The sequence below is a fragment of the Novipirellula sp. genome, assembly GCF_041583735.1.
GTDB lineage: Bacteria > Planctomycetota > Planctomycetia > Pirellulales > Pirellulaceae > Novipirellula.
In genome coordinates this window covers 1-15516 of record NZ_JBFHFD010000147.1, presented here as the reverse complement: position 1 = coordinate 15516, position 15516 = coordinate 1, and the positions used below count along the sequence as shown (strand labels likewise).

The following is a 15516-nucleotide window of genomic DNA, read 5'->3' as shown; positions in this document are numbered from 1 at the left end:
TGCGATCCAATGATCGAGCATTGGCTTTCATAATTCGGTCCAGCTCCAATCCCGCCGCGGATGCAGTAGGAGCACTCCAGGAGTGCCAAAACAAAAAGGTGCCGAGCAACACAACGCACGCGGTCGTCGCCAATGCAATCGGGGCACGTTTCCACCATTGGTCTGCAGAGGCATTTGACTGCAACTGCACTCGTGGTTCGCATTGATCCAAAGCCGCCAGTTCGCTCTGCGTCATCAATTCATTACGCAGCCGGTCATGCAGCATCAATTCCGAGGCAAACTGTCGGGCATGCAGCGGATCCGATTGGATCCACTGGCTCAGTTGCTGCAGTTGCTGCTGGGACAGCAAATCGTCGAGGTATCCGTCAATCAAATCTCGCATGTCCGAGTTCATTGAACGCCAGCCTCCAAGCTTTTTCGCTGGACACATTCTCTTAGTTGATCGCGAACTCGTTGCAATGCCTTGGCGACCGAGTTGGCGGTCATGCCAACGCGATCTGCGATCGCAGCCGGTTTCATGTCTCTCTGGTATCGCAACTCGAACAAACGTTGGGCTCGCCCCTCGAGTCCACCGAGACAATCCTGTAAGAAGTCAAGTTGCAGTGATTTCTCTTTCGCGACTTCATCAATCGCCACGGCAAGACAAGCAGCGGTATCATCGTCAAAAACCAACCGATCTCGCCGCCGACTTCGCAGATAAATCCCCACCTGATTGCGGGCGACGCCAATCGCCCAAGCGACAAACGGGTGGGCAGGATCGTAAGACGCATAGGATTCGATGACGGCCACGGCGATGTCCTGAAGCACATCATCACGATCACGAAAATCGCGAACCATGGACGTCACGAATGCCGATACCGCAGGCTGAGCCAGCGTCCATTGCCGGGCGGCTTGTCGGGCTGTTTCGTCCACACTTGATCTCCATTGAAAAGTAAAAGTCTCACACTCTTACTTATCCGAATGGTCGAATTCATGACCGACTTTTTTCCAATATTGTCGCAAATGACCAGCTCGAGTCTCTCGTCCACTGCTCGTTTGTCACAGGAGACCCCGGGAATCGACTTGGCTCGATTGGCAGGACACGCGGCAGAGCATGGTCGTCGCCCACGCAATGGCAGCGGGGAAACAAACACGTAACCCCTTTCCTGTAAACAGGTTAGGACGATGCGACGTCAATAAAACTTTTCGCTTGCGGCGTTGGCGCCATGCCGGACGGATCAGGCGTTCCTGCAAAAGCACTTACGGCGACATCTGCAGGGGTTCCTATCGCCCGCGAGCCAATGAAAGTGCCAAAGTGACCGCGGTGGTTTCTCAGACGTCAGATATGAGATGCTCGCTGCTCGAAGCCCACTCGAGTAACACTAGCCGTCGACGCAGTCTAGACCGAGACTTCAGTGTCCTTTACGACCATCGGCCGGGATTTCGGCAGTTCGGATAACAAAACTCCCAAACCTTCCGCTATTGTGGGATGCGCGAATATCGCGTCCCTCAGCAGGGTGTAAGGTACCCGTGCCAACATCGCGGTTTGTACCGCCGCCAGCATCTCGCTTGCTTCCACTCCAAATGCCGTGAACCCCAGCAAGCGATCATCCTCTCCCACAAGTGCTTTTGCGAAACCTCGAGTCTCGGAAAGCGTACGGGTGCGTAGCACAGCCGACATGGGGATCTTTGCCAATCGATAGTCGATGCCAAGATGTTGCGTCTCCGTTTCGCTCAGTCCCACGCGAGCGAGTTGCGGGTCAGTGAACATCACCGAAGGGATCAAGCGTTCGGTGGTCGTGCGGTTGCCACCTGCAAGGTTTTCGCGGACCACGCGGAAGTCGTCGTAGCTCACATGAGTGAATTTTGGGCTTCCCGCCACCTCGCCCAATGCCCACACGCCTTTTGCCGTCGTCTCAAGCCGATCGTTCACGCGAATGTAGCCTTCTGCGTCAAGCTCGATTCCTCCTTGCGAGGCGTCCAGCCGGTCGGTGTTAGGGGTTCTTCCAGCTGCGACGAGAAGGTCGTTCGCGGTGAGAGTATCGATTTGTGTGTCATCGCCAATGTGAAACGCGACCCGAACCTGCTGTCCACAGCGTCCATCGGCATGAACCAGTTGTACGTTGCAGAGGACATCAATTCCCTCATCTCGCATCAAGCCGGCCATCATTTCGGAGACATCCTCGTCTTCTCGATGTAGCAGACGGGGGCCCCGTTCGAGGATCGTTACGCGACTTCCAAAACGTCTCATCGCCTGGGCGAACTCCAGACCGACATAGCCCCCGCCAACCACAACGAGGTGTTCCGGCAGACGTTGGAGGTTTAGCATCTCGACATGAGTCATCGGGTTGGTCTCGGCCAGTCCGGGAATAGGCGGCAGCTTTGCTCGCGTTCCGACTGCAATGAAGACCCGCTCGCCGCGAAGAATCCGCGTTCCACCCGACCGCAAATCGACGGCGATCGTCCGCTCTTCGACAAATCGTCCTTCCCCAAAGACAACCTCAGCGCCACTGGCGTCAAATCGCTCGATGTGCAGATCAGCAAGCCCGTCGATCATGCTCTCCTTGCGGCCCAGTACGCCTTGCATGTCGATTGACACGTCGCTGGTCGAAATCCCATACTCCCCGCCGCGGCGCAGCAGAGAGGCGACTCTCGCGCTGTGAATCACGTTCTTGCTCGGCAAGCACGCCACGTTTGGGCAGGCACCGCCCAGTGCGCCACGCTCGACGACAATCGTCGGTTCACCTTGACCGGCAAGATTCCAAGCCAGGAACTTGCCCGCTTCGCCGCTACCAATGACCACATTGCGATAGTGCTCTTTTCTTATGCTCATTTTAAGTTCCTAGCGTAGGGTTTCGGATAAGTACCAGATACGTTCGTCGGTTTCATCGATCCAATTTTCCAACAAACTCGCCGTGGCGACGTCGGCCTGGCGATCGCACAATGCGTGAGTCTTGCGCAGTGACTCGCCCAGCCGTTTGTTGTCATCGAGAAGTTCACGGAGCATCAGCTCTGCAGATCGCTTTTCTAAACGGCAATCCTCTAGCCGTTGCAATCGCGTCACTTCGCTGATCGACCAGATCGCATCTGCACTGAGCTTCCGCAGGCGTTCAGCGATGGGGTCTGTCATCGCAAACAACTGTGTCGCCTGATCGTCGAAAAGCAGATGGTAGTCGCGGAAATGGGGGCCGTTGACGTGCCAATGAAACGCCTTCGTCTTGAGATGAAGTGCGAAAACGTCGGCTAGGAGTCGCCGAAGCTCTTCCATCGTCACGGCGGCTCGGTCATCTTCGCTGCCGGAATACGTGATGTTCGATCCGAGATTTTGGCTGGTGGTCGCCGGAATGACTGGACCGGTCATGGAGATCTCCTGAATTAAGGGTTACGAAGGAGCGCTACACTTAGTCGTCTCCTGTTGCTACTGAAAATGAGCACTTAGCTCGCAGGCCTCGTTGTGGGCGGGGTCGATACTGGGCAGACGCGAGGCGTTCATCGTGTTTCTCCATGGTTATTCGGAAACGGGGATGGAAACGTTGCAGCGGAGTGTTGTTTGGAATCCGTCAATCGGTATTCACTCCGTCGCTTGCTTTGGGAAACTGCCCAAGCGAGCGTGTAGGATGCCACTTCTTCCCAGCCTTGCTCGGCAACCATCAAATGAGAGCGGCCGGGAAACTCTTTGAAATCGGTCACGGAGTTCGAGCAAGCATGGCGTCGTAAGACGCGTCGAGTAATCGTGTTTGGGACCAGAAGATCGTCGCTACCGGAAACCAGTAACAACGGCGCTCGTTCGTGGTTAGCAAAATTCAGGTAGAGTGGTGAGCGGGGGTCCAGATTGGACAAAGCCAGCTCGAACAGCACGCGGGCAGGCGCCGGCAGCACATATCGATCAAAGAACTCTGCAGCTTCGAAGTCGCTCATCGTATTGGCTACCCTATTTCGGAACTGGTCCGATGACAGGGATACCACACGCCCGTAGTGGAACAGATTGAGTACCACAGGTCTGATCGCACGGAGTTGTACGAGCGTATACCGCCACACTCCTTTTGGCGCAGGTGCAGCGATGGCTACCCCCGCGCCGCCCCAACCACGGTCCAACAGCAACTGCACCACGAGGCCGCCAAAGGAATGTCCTATCAGGACCACCGGGGTGTCGAGTGTCTCGAGTAAACGCTCGTAGTGCTCGAAGATTTCGGCCGTGCCCAAGCCGGCTATCGACGTTCCCCGCTGACGTGTTTCCACGACCGTCTCACCAAACCGAGGCCAAGCGGGGACAAGAACGTTGTACCCCCGCGAGCGGTAGTATTCTTCAAAGCGTTCAAGACTCTGCGGCGAGAGCCAGAGGCCGTGAATGAGGACGATTGTGCAGGCTTGCGGAGACACGTTGAGTCGCTGTTGCTTGAGAAAGGGACTGTTGCTCTCTCTCATTGAGCGTGGAAGGTGGACACCTGTCAGCGACTGAATATTCGTTGGATCACCCCCGTCGGTCAGGGAGCTTTCCACAACCCCCAGCAGGTACTTATACTTACGTTCGCTTGGTGAAAGTCGAGATTTAAAGGGCTCCAGGTATGGACGACGATCGCACGACCTTGGCTGTTCAGCACTACCTTGAAGAGCTTGCCCAGCTTGAGGGTGATGCTCCTGTGGACCCAATCGTCCGCGAGCTCATTGCACGCTCCGCTATACGACTGCAGCTGCTCAGTGGATCGCTATTGTCTAGAAGCTATCCTCGCCTGATGTCTCCGCCGCTCAATTTGCAAACCGAAGAACTGCTTAGCGCGGTCGTCAACCGCTTGCTACGAGCGCTTACGGAAGTAAGACCCAAGACAGTTCGCCAGTTTTTTGCGCTTGCAAACAAGCACATACGTTGGGAGCTAAATGACCTTGCGCGTCAATTGGATGGACAATCGGCAGCGATCGAATTGCAAGAAGGACTCGTCGCTTCGCCGGAGTCGAGCGGCTCACAATTAAGCAGCAACGCTCAACGCATTTTCCAGGCGATCGAAGAACTGCCCGAGGCGGAACGTGAGACGTTTAGCTTGGTACGTGTGCAGGGAATGAGCCACGTCGAGGTGGCAGAACTTGTCGGAGTCTCTACCAAGACGATTCAGCGGCGTCTAAATCGAAGTCTGATGCTGCTCTCGACTAAACTCAGCGACCTTGATCCCATGACACCGTCGTCTCATGAAGTCTAATGGCCATCAAGACGACGTGAGAGTAGAAGAGCTCGTTGAGCAAATTCTAGAGTTCGAAATCTCGGCGAAAGAGGCTTGTCGCTTCGACACGAGCCTGCTGCCTGCGGTGGAAGCTCGACTGAAACAGATCCGCGACATTGCTTTACAGATTGATTCGCTTTTTCCATCCAGGGAACGTGCTGCCGCGACTTTTCTACCGGGATCATCGCTGCCAACCGTTCCAGGTTACGAAATCGAAGAAGTACTCGGCCGAGGCGGGATGGGCGTGGTCTACAAGGCGACTCAGCTCAGCCTCCATCGTTCCGTCGCCTTAAAGATGCTACTGGTTGGCTGCTACGCTAGCCAGCTAGAACTGGCGCGATTCATGCGGGAAGCGGAGGCACTCGCGGCACTCCATCACCCCAATATCGTCCAAATCTATGACGTGGGCCAAGTGGAAGGGCGTCCCTTTTACACCATGGAATATGTGGATGGGGGGACGTTAGGGGAGCGGTTTGCGAGTACACCGCATTCGGTTCGCGACCCGGCCAAGGTGATTGCGACCATCGCGGCCGCGGTGCAGGCGGCTCACGCGTTGGGGATTATTCATCGAGACCTCAAACCTGCCAACATTCTGCTGACAGCCGATGGCGAACTGAGAATTACTGATTTCGGTCTTGCGCGAACCGTGGATGACGCATCTACGCTCACCCGAACGGGAGCACGAATGGGAACTCCTAGCTACATGGCGCCCGAGCAGGTTCTCGGCGCGGCGCTCACTCCCTCGGTGGACATTTACGCATTGGGCGCACTGCTCTACGAGATGCTCACGGGTCGCCCCCCATTTCGAGCCTCAAGCTTTGCCGAGATCGAGAGACGGTTGCTCAATGAACAAGCCCCTCCTCCTTCGAAGCTGAATCCCAAGACGCCTCGCGATCTGGACACAATTTGCCTGAAGTGTCTTGAGAAAGATCCACAGCGACGCTATGCCACTGCGGCTGACCTTGCTGCCGACGTAGAGAGGTTTCTGCGTCACGAGCCAATTCACGCCAGACCATTAGGCAGAGCCCACCGCATGGTGCGTTGGGGACGACGAAATCCATCTCTCGCCGCATTGTTCTTCACATGCGCCGCGATTCTCTGTTTGCTCGCCGTCGAGGGCGCGCGTGAGGTCACACTCGCTGCGGGTCGTCGAGCCGAGAAAGCCCGCCTCACCGCGCGACTTGAATCCGGCCTGGAATTGATGCGTTCCGAACGGTTTTCCGAAGCTCATGCGATCTTGGGGCAACTAGGGGACGGAGGATTTGTAGATCTCCGAGCGCGAATTGACACCGCGTTGAATCATTTGAAGTTAGTCGAAGATTTGGGTTTGGTCACGATCCGGCGAGCCTCTGCGTGCAAGATGCTCGGTCTTTCCGCTCAAACCAATCGCGAAGCGGAATATCGCTACGAGAAACTCTTCCAAAATGTTGGGCTAGCCGCAACTTCCGACACTCCCCACGATGTTGCCGCGCGCATTCGTCTAATGGACACTAGCTCGGCTCTTCTGGCTGCGATGGACGACTGGGCCGCAAGCACAGAGGATCTGGACCGTCGTGAGTGGTTGTTGGAGATTACAAGGATTGCAGACCCTGATCCTCGGGGATGGCGCGGTCGAGCAAGAACCTCGGCAAATTGGACTGACCCCCAGGAACTTTTATCGCTTTCGAAAACAAACTTCGACGGGAAGGTTTCGGTTGAGCTGCTATGTCTGCTTGCGGATCGGATGGACGCCGTAGGGATCGACTCACTTTCGTTCCGACGGAAGATCCAACGTGAAAGACCTGACGATTTTCTTGCCAACATGGTGCTGGCAGATGCACTAAGAAGCAAGTCACCCGACGAGTCGATTCGCTTTCTACAAGCAACCGTGGCGATTTCTCCCAATATCCCTGCGGCGCACACGAAGCTAGGGGCGACCCTGCTTTCGCTCGGCAGATACGACGAAGCACGCGAGTCGCTGGAAAAGGCTCTTTTGCTCAATCCCAATTCCGAGATCGCTCAAACATATCTTGCCAGGCTTTGGTTCCTTGAGCTCGTGGAAGCTGTCTCTCGAGTTTATCAGGAAGTTGCCCCTGAGTATTCGTGGAGCGGCTAACTGCGGCTGTGGGGACGCGATTTTGAGCTTCTCCAATCCGCAGACCGTCCGACCAGTCGTCACCTGTGCGGCGTGCTTCGCGTTTAGCGGCCTCCGCTTTCCGTACTTTTTCGCGGACTTTTGGGGGTGTCCACTCCTTCCGCTAAGTAAGCCAGAGACGAGATCGACACTGGGAGCGATCTTGATTACATCGCTACAGGAACGGAGAGAACTACCATGACGAAAACCGAAGCGTGGGTTGCCACCGCTGCCAATCAACCTTTGACTCGCCAGGAAATCGAGTTTGAAAAGTTGGGATCCGAAGAAATCGAGGTTGAGGTCGAGCATTGTGGGATTTGCCATTCCGACCTTTCCATGTTGAACAATGAGTGGGGCATGACGCACTACCCCGCAGTGCTCGGCCACGAGGTGGTTGGTCGGGTTGTGGAGGTGGGAAGTGCTGCGAAAGGACTCAAGGTCGGTCAACGTGTCGGAATCGGTTGGACGGCAAGCAGCTGCATGCATTGCCGCCAATGCATGTCGGGAGATCAACACCTGTGCGCGCAAGCCCAGGGAACCATCGTAGGACACCGCGGTGGATTCTCGGGCCGAGTAAGAGCCCACTGGGCCTGGACCATCCCATTGCCTGAGGGCTTGGCCGCAGAAGACGCAGGTCCCTTGTTCTGTGGCGGTATCACGGTCTTCAACCCGCTGGCACTGTACGCCAAGCCCACCCATCGAGTCGGCATTGTGGGAATTGGCGGCCTGGGGCACCTGGGGGTCAAGTTTGCTTCCGCCTACGGGTGCGAAGTGACCGCATTTACCTCCAGCGAAAGCAAGTTTAACGAGGCCCGCAAGTTGGGCGCTCACCACGTGGCATCGAGCCGAGATTCTCAGTCGTTTGCGAGACTCGCCGGGTATTTCGACCTGCTGATTGTCACGGTTGCAGTCCCTCTGGACTGGCCAGCGCTGATCGGAGCACTCGCGCCCCGCGGCCGATTGCACGTCGTGGGCGCCGTCCCAGAACCCATCCCCGTCGACGTGTTTTCGCTTCTGATGGGACAACGGGCCGTATCCAGTTCTCCGACGGGTTCACCAACCGACATCGCGCACATGCTTGACTTTGCCGCTAGGCATCGCCTTGCCCCCCAGACCGAGCATTTTCCGATGAGCCGGGTGAACGAGGCGATGGAGCACTTGGCAGCCGGCAAAGCCCGCTACCGCATCGTGCTCGACGCGGACTTTTGACATCCAACGTCTAGCCTGACGCAACGTGCAACGCATGCCCTTCACCGGTTTGATCCACTATCCCTTCTTCCCATTCGAACAACCATGAAAGCAATTGCCCTCACACGCTATCTGCCAATTGATGATCCCGAATCATTGGTTGACGTCGACCTCGAAAAACCAGTTCCCAAAGGGCGTGATCTCCTCGTCGATATCCAAGCAATCGCGGTCAACCCTGTCGACGCCAAGGTGCGAGCTCCTAAAGAAAGGGTGGAGGCGGCGCCGCGTGTACTCGGATGGGATGCAGCTGGGATCGTCTTGGAGATCGGGCCTGAGGTTACCTTGTTTCAGCCCGGCGACGCGGTTTTCTATGCCGGAGACATCACTCGCCCGGGCTGCAATTCCCAGATGCAACTCGTCGATGAACGGATCGTCGGCCGCAAACCTTCGTCGCTTGATTTTGCACAGGCCGCAGCTTTGCCATTGACCGCAATCACGGCCTACGAAGCCTTGTTTGAGCGTCTCGGACTCGCCCCGGATGGCGAAAAGAGGCGGCCGAGCCTGCTGATTGTAGGCGGCGCTGGCGGTGTCGGCTCAATCGCGATTCAGCTCGCAAAGATTGCGAAACTGAATGTCGTGGCGACCGCCTCTAGGCCCGAGTCCGTGCGATGGGTGACCGAGCTGGGGGCCGATCATGCCGTCAACCACCGGGAACCGTTGCGACCACAGCTCGAAGCGATTGGCCTGCGACATCTCGACTACATCGCCTTGTTCAACGACACCGACGGGCATTGGGACGCGGCTACCGATTTGATACGGCCTCAAGGCACGATTGTTACCATCGTGGAGAACAAAGGGCCATTGCGCCAAGACGTCATGAAGGCCAAGTCGGCAAAGCATGCGTGGGAGTTCATGTTTACCCGATCAATGTTCCATACCCATGACATGGATCAGCAACACCGGCTACTGAATCAGATCGCCGAGTGGGTCGATCAAGGGCTGCTTCGCAGTACGGTTAATCGAGTGATAAGCCCCATCTCTGCTGACAATCTACGCGCGGCGCATCGCCTGATCGAAACAGGACGAAGTATTGGGAAAACCGTCCTGGAAGGGTGGGAGACCGCACTGCGCCAGTAGTGCGTCCGGCAATCCGGCAAAAGGATTGCTCTGACGAAAACAAACTCAATCAGCAGCGGCTCTCAGTCTTCAAACCGCTGCTAGTAAAACACGACGAGTTGGGGCAAGTGTGTTACTGCATCGGCTCAAGTGCCGATTGATTCGTCCTGAATGAAAGCGAGTAGATCCGCGTTAATGACGTCAGCATTTGTTGTGCACATTCCGTGTGAAAACTTCTCATAGATTTTGAGAGTCCCCTTGTTCAGAAGTTTTGCGGAGAGCAACGCGGACGCGCCGATCGGCACGATTTGGTCATCATCACCATGCATGACAAGCGTTGGCACGTCGATCGTCTTCAGGTCGTCGCTGAAGTCTGTCTCCGAGAAAGCTTTGATACCGTCATAATGGGCTTTCGCTCCGCCCATCATTCCTTGACGCCACCAGTTCTCTATCACAGGTCGTAAGGGAGTCACGTCTTGGCGGTTGAAACCGTAGAAAGGCCCGCTGGCAACGTCCCAGTAGAATTGCGCCCGGTTGGCCAGTAACTGCTCACGGAAGCCATCAAACACCTCCATCGGCAGTCCACCTGGGTTGTTCTGCGTTTTCACCATCAGCGGCGGAACGGCGCCAATGAGCACAAGTTTTGCAACACGTCCGTCAGCATGTCTGGCAACATAACGAGCCGCCTCGCCGCCTCCCGTTGAGTGGCCAATATGAACGGCGTCTCGCAGATCCAAGTGTTTGACCACTGCGGCTACGTCGGCGGCATAATGATTCATGTCATGTCCATCGCCAACCTGACTGGATCGCCCATGGCCGCGACGATCATGCGCGATAACGCGATAGCCTTTGGACAGGAAGTACAACAATTGAGAATCCCAATCATCGGAGCTTAGCGGCCAGCCGTGATGAAAGACGATAGGCTGATCGCCGGGATTTCCCCAGTCTTTGTAAAAGATGTTTGCGCCATCGGTGCTCGTAACAAAGCTCATTGATCCGTCCCTTGGTTAAAGTGAATTGAAATACAAATCAGCCAACAAAGCCAAAGCGAATTGCTGGCTTTGACTCTCTGCCGTCATTCTAAGCGTGGCAGATGGACAGACGCGGCAACGATTGAGATCAGCGGGTTAGATTCTCGCTTCCATGCTGTCACAGTCTCTCCTGAGATGTGTCTAAGTCAGCAGTACGAACTGCCTTCGCTTAGAATGGCCGGAACCAGCATCCGATGAGGTCCTTCCATGCACAATCCTTTTACAGAAGTCGCGGACGATGATTCTGAGGACGCCGACTTGGTTTGCCAAGCCAACAACGGTGATCGTACGTCACTCGAAAAGTTGATTCTGCGGCATCAAGCATGGATTTACAACATTGCTGTGCGAATGGTCTTCACTCCACAGGACGCGGAAGAAGTGACGCAGGAAGTACTGCTCAAGGTCGTTACGCGACTCAGCACGTTTTGTGGCGACAGCAGCTTCCGGACGTGGCTCTACCGCATTACGGCGAATCACGTTCTCAACATGAAACGCCGCGGCGGCGAAACAACGTCCTTAACTTTCTCCACTTACGCCGATGCTATTAACAGCACTCCAGATCTCGACTTACCCGATCCTAAAAACGTGCCGGTGGAAGTGCCGCTATTGATCGAGGAAGCCAAATTTGCCTGCACCATGGGAATGCTACTTTGCCTGGATCGACGACAGCGACTGATCTTTACGCTCGGGGAAATCATTGGGGCGAGCGACACCGTCGGCAGCGAAGTCATGGAAATGACGGCCGACAACTTCCGCCAATGTCTCGCCCGCGCCCGTCGTGAACTGTACCAGTTCATGAATCATCAATGCGGCCTCGTCAATGCGAGTAATCCTTGCCGCTGTCCCAAGAAGACAAAAGGATTCATCGAAGCAGGGCACGTCGACCCTAGAAACCTACTTTTCGCCGCTCGTCACGTCCAGCGGATCCAGGAGGCAGCCGCAAGCACCGCTCGCGAGATCGACGATGTGGCCGACCGTTCTTTCGCCGCCATCTTTCGTGACCACCCATTCCTCGAGCCTACGAAGCAGGCTGGGTGGCTTCGGCATTTGCTGGATCTTCCAGAGGTTCGCGAGACCCTAAAACTAAACTGAAAAAATCTGCTCGATGCTTGTCACAGTGCTTTCTTCATCGTGTCTATGCCATTGTGAGACGGATTTTTTCTAGTGGTGAGGACGCAAGTCATGTTGTTATTGAACAAGCGGGTGGCTCTGGTCACAGGTGGATCGAAGGGGATCGGGGCGGGCATTGCCAAAGACCTGGCTGTGGCAGGGGCGACCGTTGCCGTTAACTACGCCCTGGATAAAAACGGTGCGGATGCCGTCGTGCAGGAGATTATAGGCGAGGGCGGACACGCCATTGCAATTCAGGCCGACGTGTCGAATTCGGAGGACGTCCGTCGAATGGTTACCGAAGTCACGGACGCCTTCGGCCCTATCGACATCGTGGTGAACAACGCGGGAGTCTACCAAACGATGCGACTCGAGGAGTTCACCGAGCCAGAGTTCCACCGGGAATTCAATACAAACGTGCTCGGCCCCATGACAGTGATCCGCGAATCGCTCAACTTCTTCGGGCCTAATGGCGGCAGTATTGTTAACATCGGTTCGGGTGCCTCGCAAATGTGTCCGCCCGGCTATTCGATTTACGCGGCCAGCAAGAGTGCGCTCGATGCGATAACAAGAGTGCTGGCCAAAGAATTGGCCCCCCGCGGGATCCGAGTCAACTCGGTTAATCCGGGCGCAACGTTAAGTGAGGGGACGAAGTCAGCTGGATTGTATGGTGCCGGCAGCGAGTTCGAACGACAATTGGTCGCGATGACACCGCTCGGCCGCATTGGAACACCGTCAGATATCTCAAAGGTCGTCACCTTCCTCGCGTCCGATGACTCTGGCTGGCTGACGGGCGAGGTCATCCTGGCATCCGGCGGCCTTCGATAATCATTGCCGATAAGCTATTTCAAATCATTAAAGGAGCCACCATGTCAGCTTACATCGTGTTCATCCGTGAAAAGACGATCGACAAGTCAGAGTTGGAGACGTACTGGCAGAAAGCACCTGCCGCGATGGAGGGCCAGCCGATCAGAGCGCTGGCCGCATACGGCCCTCATGTGACGTTGGAGGGGCCAGACGTCGAAGGCGTCGTCATCGCCGAGTTTCCAACGGTAGAAGAAGCACGCGCATGGTACGACAGCCCAGCCTACCAGGAAGCGGCTCAGCATCGTTTCCGCGGTGCCGTTTACCGCGGTCTCGTTGTAGAGGGGGTGTAACCCGCAGGACTAACCCCTGAGATCTGAGGAGCACCCTTTTGATTTAGACCGAGGTTGGTTGGAACCGCCTCACAAACATTTAAAGTGCCGGCGACCATATCGATTTCAGTGGACGAGGAATTGCCAAACCTGCTTCGTTCGAATCCACCGACCAGAGTTGGCGGGAAGCATCGTCGGCGGGAAGCATCGAAGACAAACTGACCGCTTTCAAACTCCAGCGAACACAGTCGTTCATGCAGTGAGAGATGCTTAAAAGTCGTGTTTTAGAAAAGTGGCGTATCCTGTTGGAATCATCACACCCCAACGGCCCAACGCGGGCACATCGACCAGAAAAGCCCGCTGGATAAAATTGTCCGAGAAGGAGCCAGTTCGCCTCATTCAGCGGTGTCTTTACCATCTTGAAACTTTCCGTGACTGTCAGCGATGGAGCGTCTTAGTCTGCGGGTTTCTTGAGTTCTCTCACGCCCCTTGTCTCGATCTAGCATATTTTCTAGGTCAGACGGGTGTTCAATGAGAGGTTCTGCACCGTAACCGGAATTGTTTAGCTCGACATCAAAGTCTTTTTTTGCCTTTAGCTCAGCTTCGTTTTTCTTGCGTTTAGACATGGATGGATTGCTTCGCTACGGGTCGAGTCTTGCAAATTCGCCTGACGAAGATGAACTGGTATTTAGGCCATTTCTGTATAAGGCTTCTTGTACACGTTCCGTGTACCCACCCTGTTTTGCACAGAAGATTTGCACAAGGTTCTTTCTCCAACGCATTGCACAAATAAAAAAACGTCGCAAACCCTTATCAAAAAAGGACTTACGACGTTTCAAGTAGTCGGGCCGACTGGATTTGAACCAGCGATCTCCACACCCCCAGTGTGGCGCGATATCCAGGCTTCGCTACGGCCCGTGATTCGTCAGAAACACCCCTCAAACGTGGGGAAGACCATCGTCTTTCTCTTCGCTTTTGGGACGTTTGAATCAACGTTCTGAAGATGCTAATCCAATCCGCTCGCTCTCGCTAGCCCGGATTGAGCCGGAAGCCAAATTCTGAAATGCCGCTCATCGGACAGACGCTAAAACAGGAAAACGCGACACTCGGTTTTGCGAAATCGTCCCATTGGATAATCTATTGCCTGTCTCGTTCGCTCCCATTTCCCCTGTTACCCCACAGCTGCCACGATGCTCGTTTCTTGGAATTGGCTCTCTCGCTACCTCGATCTGCCGATGAGCCACGAAGAATTGGCTCTCCGCCTGAGTTTGTCAGGGCTGAACCACGAAGAAACCACCACGGTCGATGGCGATGTCGTGATCGATCTGGAAGTGACCAGCAACCGTGGCGATTGTCTCGGTCACCTCGGCGTGGCTCGCGAAATCGGCGTTTTGTACGACTTGAGCGTCAAAACGCCCGAAATCGAACTCAGCGAAGCGGGTCCGAAAATCGAATCGCTGCTGAGCGTCGAAAACCGCTACACCGAGGCTTGCCCTCGCTACACCGCCCGCGTGATCCAAGGGATCAAAGTCGGCCCGAGCCCCGAGTGGATGGCCACGGCACTCAAAGCGGTCGGCATCGGTGTGGTCAACAACGTCGTCGACGCCACGAACTACGTGATGATGGAATGTGGCCAGCCGCTGCATGCGTTCGATTACGCCAAAATCGCGGAGCAAAAAGTGATTGTCCGCCGAGCCGCAGAAAAAGAGACAATCGAGGCGATTGACCATCGTAACTACGAACTCGACGAAGCAATGTGCGTGATCGCGGACGCCAAGGAAGCTCAAGCGGTCGCCGGCGTGATGGGAGGTGCCGTTTCCGAAGTCGATGACACGACAACCGATCTGGTGATCGAAGCGGCTATCTTTACACCGCTGATGGTCCGTCGTGCGGCTCGCAAATTGAAATTGCAAAGTCCGTCGTCCTACCGATTCGAACGACGCGTCGATCCCGTCGGCGTCGATTGGGCGAGCCGCCGAGTTTGCCAATTGATCCTGGAAACCGCGGGCGGAAAATTGGCCGCAGGCGTGATCGATACCGCGCCCGAGATCACACCGAACCCGCCCGTCACGCTGCGGCTGAGCCAGGTCGAACGTGTGCTGGGGATCAAAATCGATCGCAAAGAGATCGAGCGAATCTTGGTCAAGCTCGGCTGTGAATCCGAAATCGGTAGCGACACGTATGTACCACCATCGTGGCGACACGACTTGGGACGCGAGGCCGATTTGATCGAAGAGGTCGCACGGATTCATGGTTACGAAAACATTCCCGAGGATGCTCCGATTGCCGTCGCGCCGAGCAGCAAACGTGACTTTGATGTCGCGATGGAACGCGTTCGATCGGTGATGACCAGTGCGGGATTCTCCGAAGCGATGACGCCAAGCGTTGTGACGAACAAGCTTGACGAATCACTCAGCCCGTGGACCGATTTGCCGGCGTTGAAAACCGAAACCGCGATGCTCAAAGGAGCTCGTACGCTGCGTCGGTCCTTGATCCCAAGTCTGTTGGAAGGACGTGCGAACAACTGGGCTTCGGCCAGCATTCATGCCGATCTTTTCGAGATCGCTCACATTTACTTGCCACAACAGAGCAACGAAGCGTTGCCGAGCGAACAATACTCGTTGGCAATG

The 15516-nt window shown here is 55.6% G+C and carries 15 protein-coding genes, 1 tRNA gene and 1 pseudogene; 8 read left to right on the top strand and 9 right to left on the bottom strand.

Annotation, left to right across the window (positions count from 1 at the left end):
• The 5 genes and pseudogenes from ABX962_RS13230 to ABX962_RS13210 all read right to left on the bottom strand — a co-directional run.
• Positions 1–394: pseudogene (locus ABX962_RS13230) on the bottom strand (hypothetical protein); the annotation flags it as partial.
• Positions 391–912, bottom strand: coding sequence for a sigma-70 family RNA polymerase sigma factor (locus tag ABX962_RS13225; RefSeq protein WP_345686982.1), 522 nt, complete (start codon positions 910–912; stop codon positions 391–393). The pseudogene ABX962_RS13230 and the gene ABX962_RS13225, both read right to left, overlap by 4 nt.
• Positions 913–1378: 466 nt before the next feature.
• The gene (locus ABX962_RS13220; RefSeq protein ID WP_372720115.1) at positions 1379–2812 is read right to left on the bottom strand and encodes an FAD-dependent oxidoreductase; all 1434 of its coding nucleotides are present in this window, start codon (positions 2810–2812) and stop codon (positions 1379–1381) included.
• Positions 2813–2821: 9 nt separating this feature from the next.
• A complete protein-coding gene (locus ABX962_RS13215) occupies positions 2822–3340 on the bottom strand; it encodes a Dps family protein (protein WP_372720113.1) in 519 nt (172 codons plus the stop codon).
• Positions 3341–3468: 128 nt separating this feature from the next.
• A complete protein-coding gene (locus tag ABX962_RS13210) occupies positions 3469–4404 on the bottom strand; it encodes an alpha/beta hydrolase (protein ID WP_372720111.1) in 936 nt (311 codons plus the stop codon).
• A 140-nt stretch (positions 4405–4544) separates the two neighbouring features.
• Here ABX962_RS13210 and ABX962_RS13205 point away from each other — a divergent pair, with 140 nt between their 5' ends.
• The 4 genes from ABX962_RS13205 (at position 4545) to ABX962_RS13190 (ending at position 9630) form a co-directional block, all read left to right on the top strand.
• Positions 4545–5171, top strand: a complete 627-nt coding sequence (locus tag ABX962_RS13205) for a sigma-70 family RNA polymerase sigma factor (protein ID WP_372720109.1) — start codon at positions 4545–4547, stop codon at positions 5169–5171.
• Between the two features lie 16 nt (positions 5172–5187).
• A complete protein-coding gene (locus ABX962_RS13200) occupies positions 5188–7287 on the top strand; it encodes a protein kinase (RefSeq protein ID WP_372720107.1) in 2100 nt (699 codons plus the stop codon).
• A gap of 216 nt (positions 7288–7503) precedes the next feature.
• A complete protein-coding gene (locus ABX962_RS13195) occupies positions 7504–8514 on the top strand; it encodes an NAD(P)-dependent alcohol dehydrogenase (protein ID WP_372720105.1) in 1011 nt (336 codons plus the stop codon).
• Between the two features lie 84 nt (positions 8515–8598).
• Positions 8599–9630: a zinc-binding alcohol dehydrogenase family protein gene (locus tag ABX962_RS13190; protein ID WP_372720103.1), complete on the top strand. Its 1032-nt coding sequence runs from the start codon at positions 8599–8601 to the stop codon at positions 9628–9630.
• A 125-nt stretch (positions 9631–9755) separates the two neighbouring features.
• On the opposite strand, the gene ABX962_RS13185 is transcribed toward ABX962_RS13190, so the two are convergent.
• Complete coding sequence (locus tag ABX962_RS13185) at positions 9756–10601, bottom strand: alpha/beta fold hydrolase (RefSeq protein ID WP_372720101.1); 846 nt, start codon at positions 10599–10601, stop codon at positions 9756–9758.
• Between the two features lie 246 nt (positions 10602–10847).
• On the opposite strand from ABX962_RS13185, the gene ABX962_RS13180 reads away from it, so the two are divergent.
• From ABX962_RS13180 to ABX962_RS13170, 3 genes are all read left to right on the top strand, one after another.
• The gene (locus ABX962_RS13180) at positions 10848–11732 is read left to right on the top strand and encodes an RNA polymerase sigma factor (RefSeq protein ID WP_372720099.1); all 885 of its coding nucleotides are present in this window, start codon (positions 10848–10850) and stop codon (positions 11730–11732) included.
• Between the two features lie 90 nt (positions 11733–11822).
• Positions 11823–12578: an SDR family NAD(P)-dependent oxidoreductase gene (locus tag ABX962_RS13175; protein ID WP_372720097.1), complete on the top strand. Its 756-nt coding sequence runs from the start codon at positions 11823–11825 to the stop codon at positions 12576–12578.
• 41 nt (positions 12579–12619) lie between these two features.
• Positions 12620–12907, top strand: a complete 288-nt coding sequence (locus ABX962_RS13170; protein WP_372720095.1) for a DUF1330 domain-containing protein — start codon at positions 12620–12622, stop codon at positions 12905–12907.
• A 79-nt stretch (positions 12908–12986) separates the two neighbouring features.
• Here ABX962_RS13170 and ABX962_RS13165 read toward each other — a convergent pair whose 3' ends face one another.
• The 3 genes from ABX962_RS13165 to ABX962_RS13155 all read right to left on the bottom strand — a co-directional run bounded on the left by ABX962_RS13165 (position 12987) and on the right by ABX962_RS13155 (position 13804).
• Positions 12987–13142 (bottom strand): hypothetical protein, encoded by a 156-nt coding sequence (locus tag ABX962_RS13165; protein WP_372720093.1) that lies wholly within the window; start codon positions 13140–13142, stop codon positions 12987–12989.
• Between the two features lie 139 nt (positions 13143–13281).
• Positions 13282–13512 (bottom strand): hypothetical protein, encoded by a 231-nt coding sequence (locus ABX962_RS13160; RefSeq protein WP_372720091.1) that lies wholly within the window; start codon positions 13510–13512, stop codon positions 13282–13284.
• Between the two features lie 217 nt (positions 13513–13729).
• Positions 13730–13804 (bottom strand) — tRNA-Pro (locus ABX962_RS13155).
• Between the two features lie 272 nt (positions 13805–14076).
• Between ABX962_RS13155 and ABX962_RS13150 the strand changes: the two genes are divergently transcribed.
• Positions 14077–15516, top strand: a 1440-nt coding sequence (locus ABX962_RS13150; RefSeq protein ID WP_372720089.1) for a phenylalanine--tRNA ligase subunit beta, incomplete at its 3' end; no start/stop codon positions are given.

What these genes read in the sequence shown, in the direction of transcription:
- ABX962_RS13220 (WP_372720115.1), bottom strand. Translation starts at nt 2,812, where the DNA reads ATGAGCATAAGAAAAGAGCACTATCGCAATGTGGTCATTGGTAGCGGC.
- ABX962_RS13215 (WP_372720113.1), bottom strand. Translation starts at nt 3,340, where the DNA reads ATGACCGGTCCAGTCATTCCGGCGACCACCAGCCAAAATCTCGGATCG.
- ABX962_RS13210 (WP_372720111.1), bottom strand. Translation starts at nt 4,404, where the DNA reads ATGAGAGAGAGCAACAGTCCCTTTCTCAAGCAACAGCGACTCAACGTG.
- ABX962_RS13205 (WP_372720109.1), top strand. Translation starts at nt 4,545, where the DNA reads ATGGACGACGATCGCACGACCTTGGCTGTTCAGCACTACCTTGAAGAG.
- ABX962_RS13195 (WP_372720105.1), top strand. Translation starts at nt 7,504, where the DNA reads ATGACGAAAACCGAAGCGTGGGTTGCCACCGCTGCCAATCAACCTTTG.
- ABX962_RS13190 (WP_372720103.1), top strand. Translation starts at nt 8,599, where the DNA reads ATGAAAGCAATTGCCCTCACACGCTATCTGCCAATTGATGATCCCGAA.
- ABX962_RS13185 (WP_372720101.1), bottom strand. Translation starts at nt 10,601, where the DNA reads ATGAGCTTTGTTACGAGCACCGATGGCGCAAACATCTTTTACAAAGAC.
- ABX962_RS13180 (WP_372720099.1), top strand. Translation starts at nt 10,848, where the DNA reads ATGCACAATCCTTTTACAGAAGTCGCGGACGATGATTCTGAGGACGCC.
- ABX962_RS13175 (WP_372720097.1), top strand. Translation starts at nt 11,823, where the DNA reads ATGTTGTTATTGAACAAGCGGGTGGCTCTGGTCACAGGTGGATCGAAG.
- ABX962_RS13170 (WP_372720095.1), top strand. Translation starts at nt 12,620, where the DNA reads ATGTCAGCTTACATCGTGTTCATCCGTGAAAAGACGATCGACAAGTCA.
- ABX962_RS13165 (WP_372720093.1), bottom strand. Translation starts at nt 13,142, where the DNA reads ATGAACGACTGTGTTCGCTGGAGTTTGAAAGCGGTCAGTTTGTCTTCG.
- ABX962_RS13160 (WP_372720091.1), bottom strand. Translation starts at nt 13,512, where the DNA reads ATGTCTAAACGCAAGAAAAACGAAGCTGAGCTAAAGGCAAAAAAAGAC.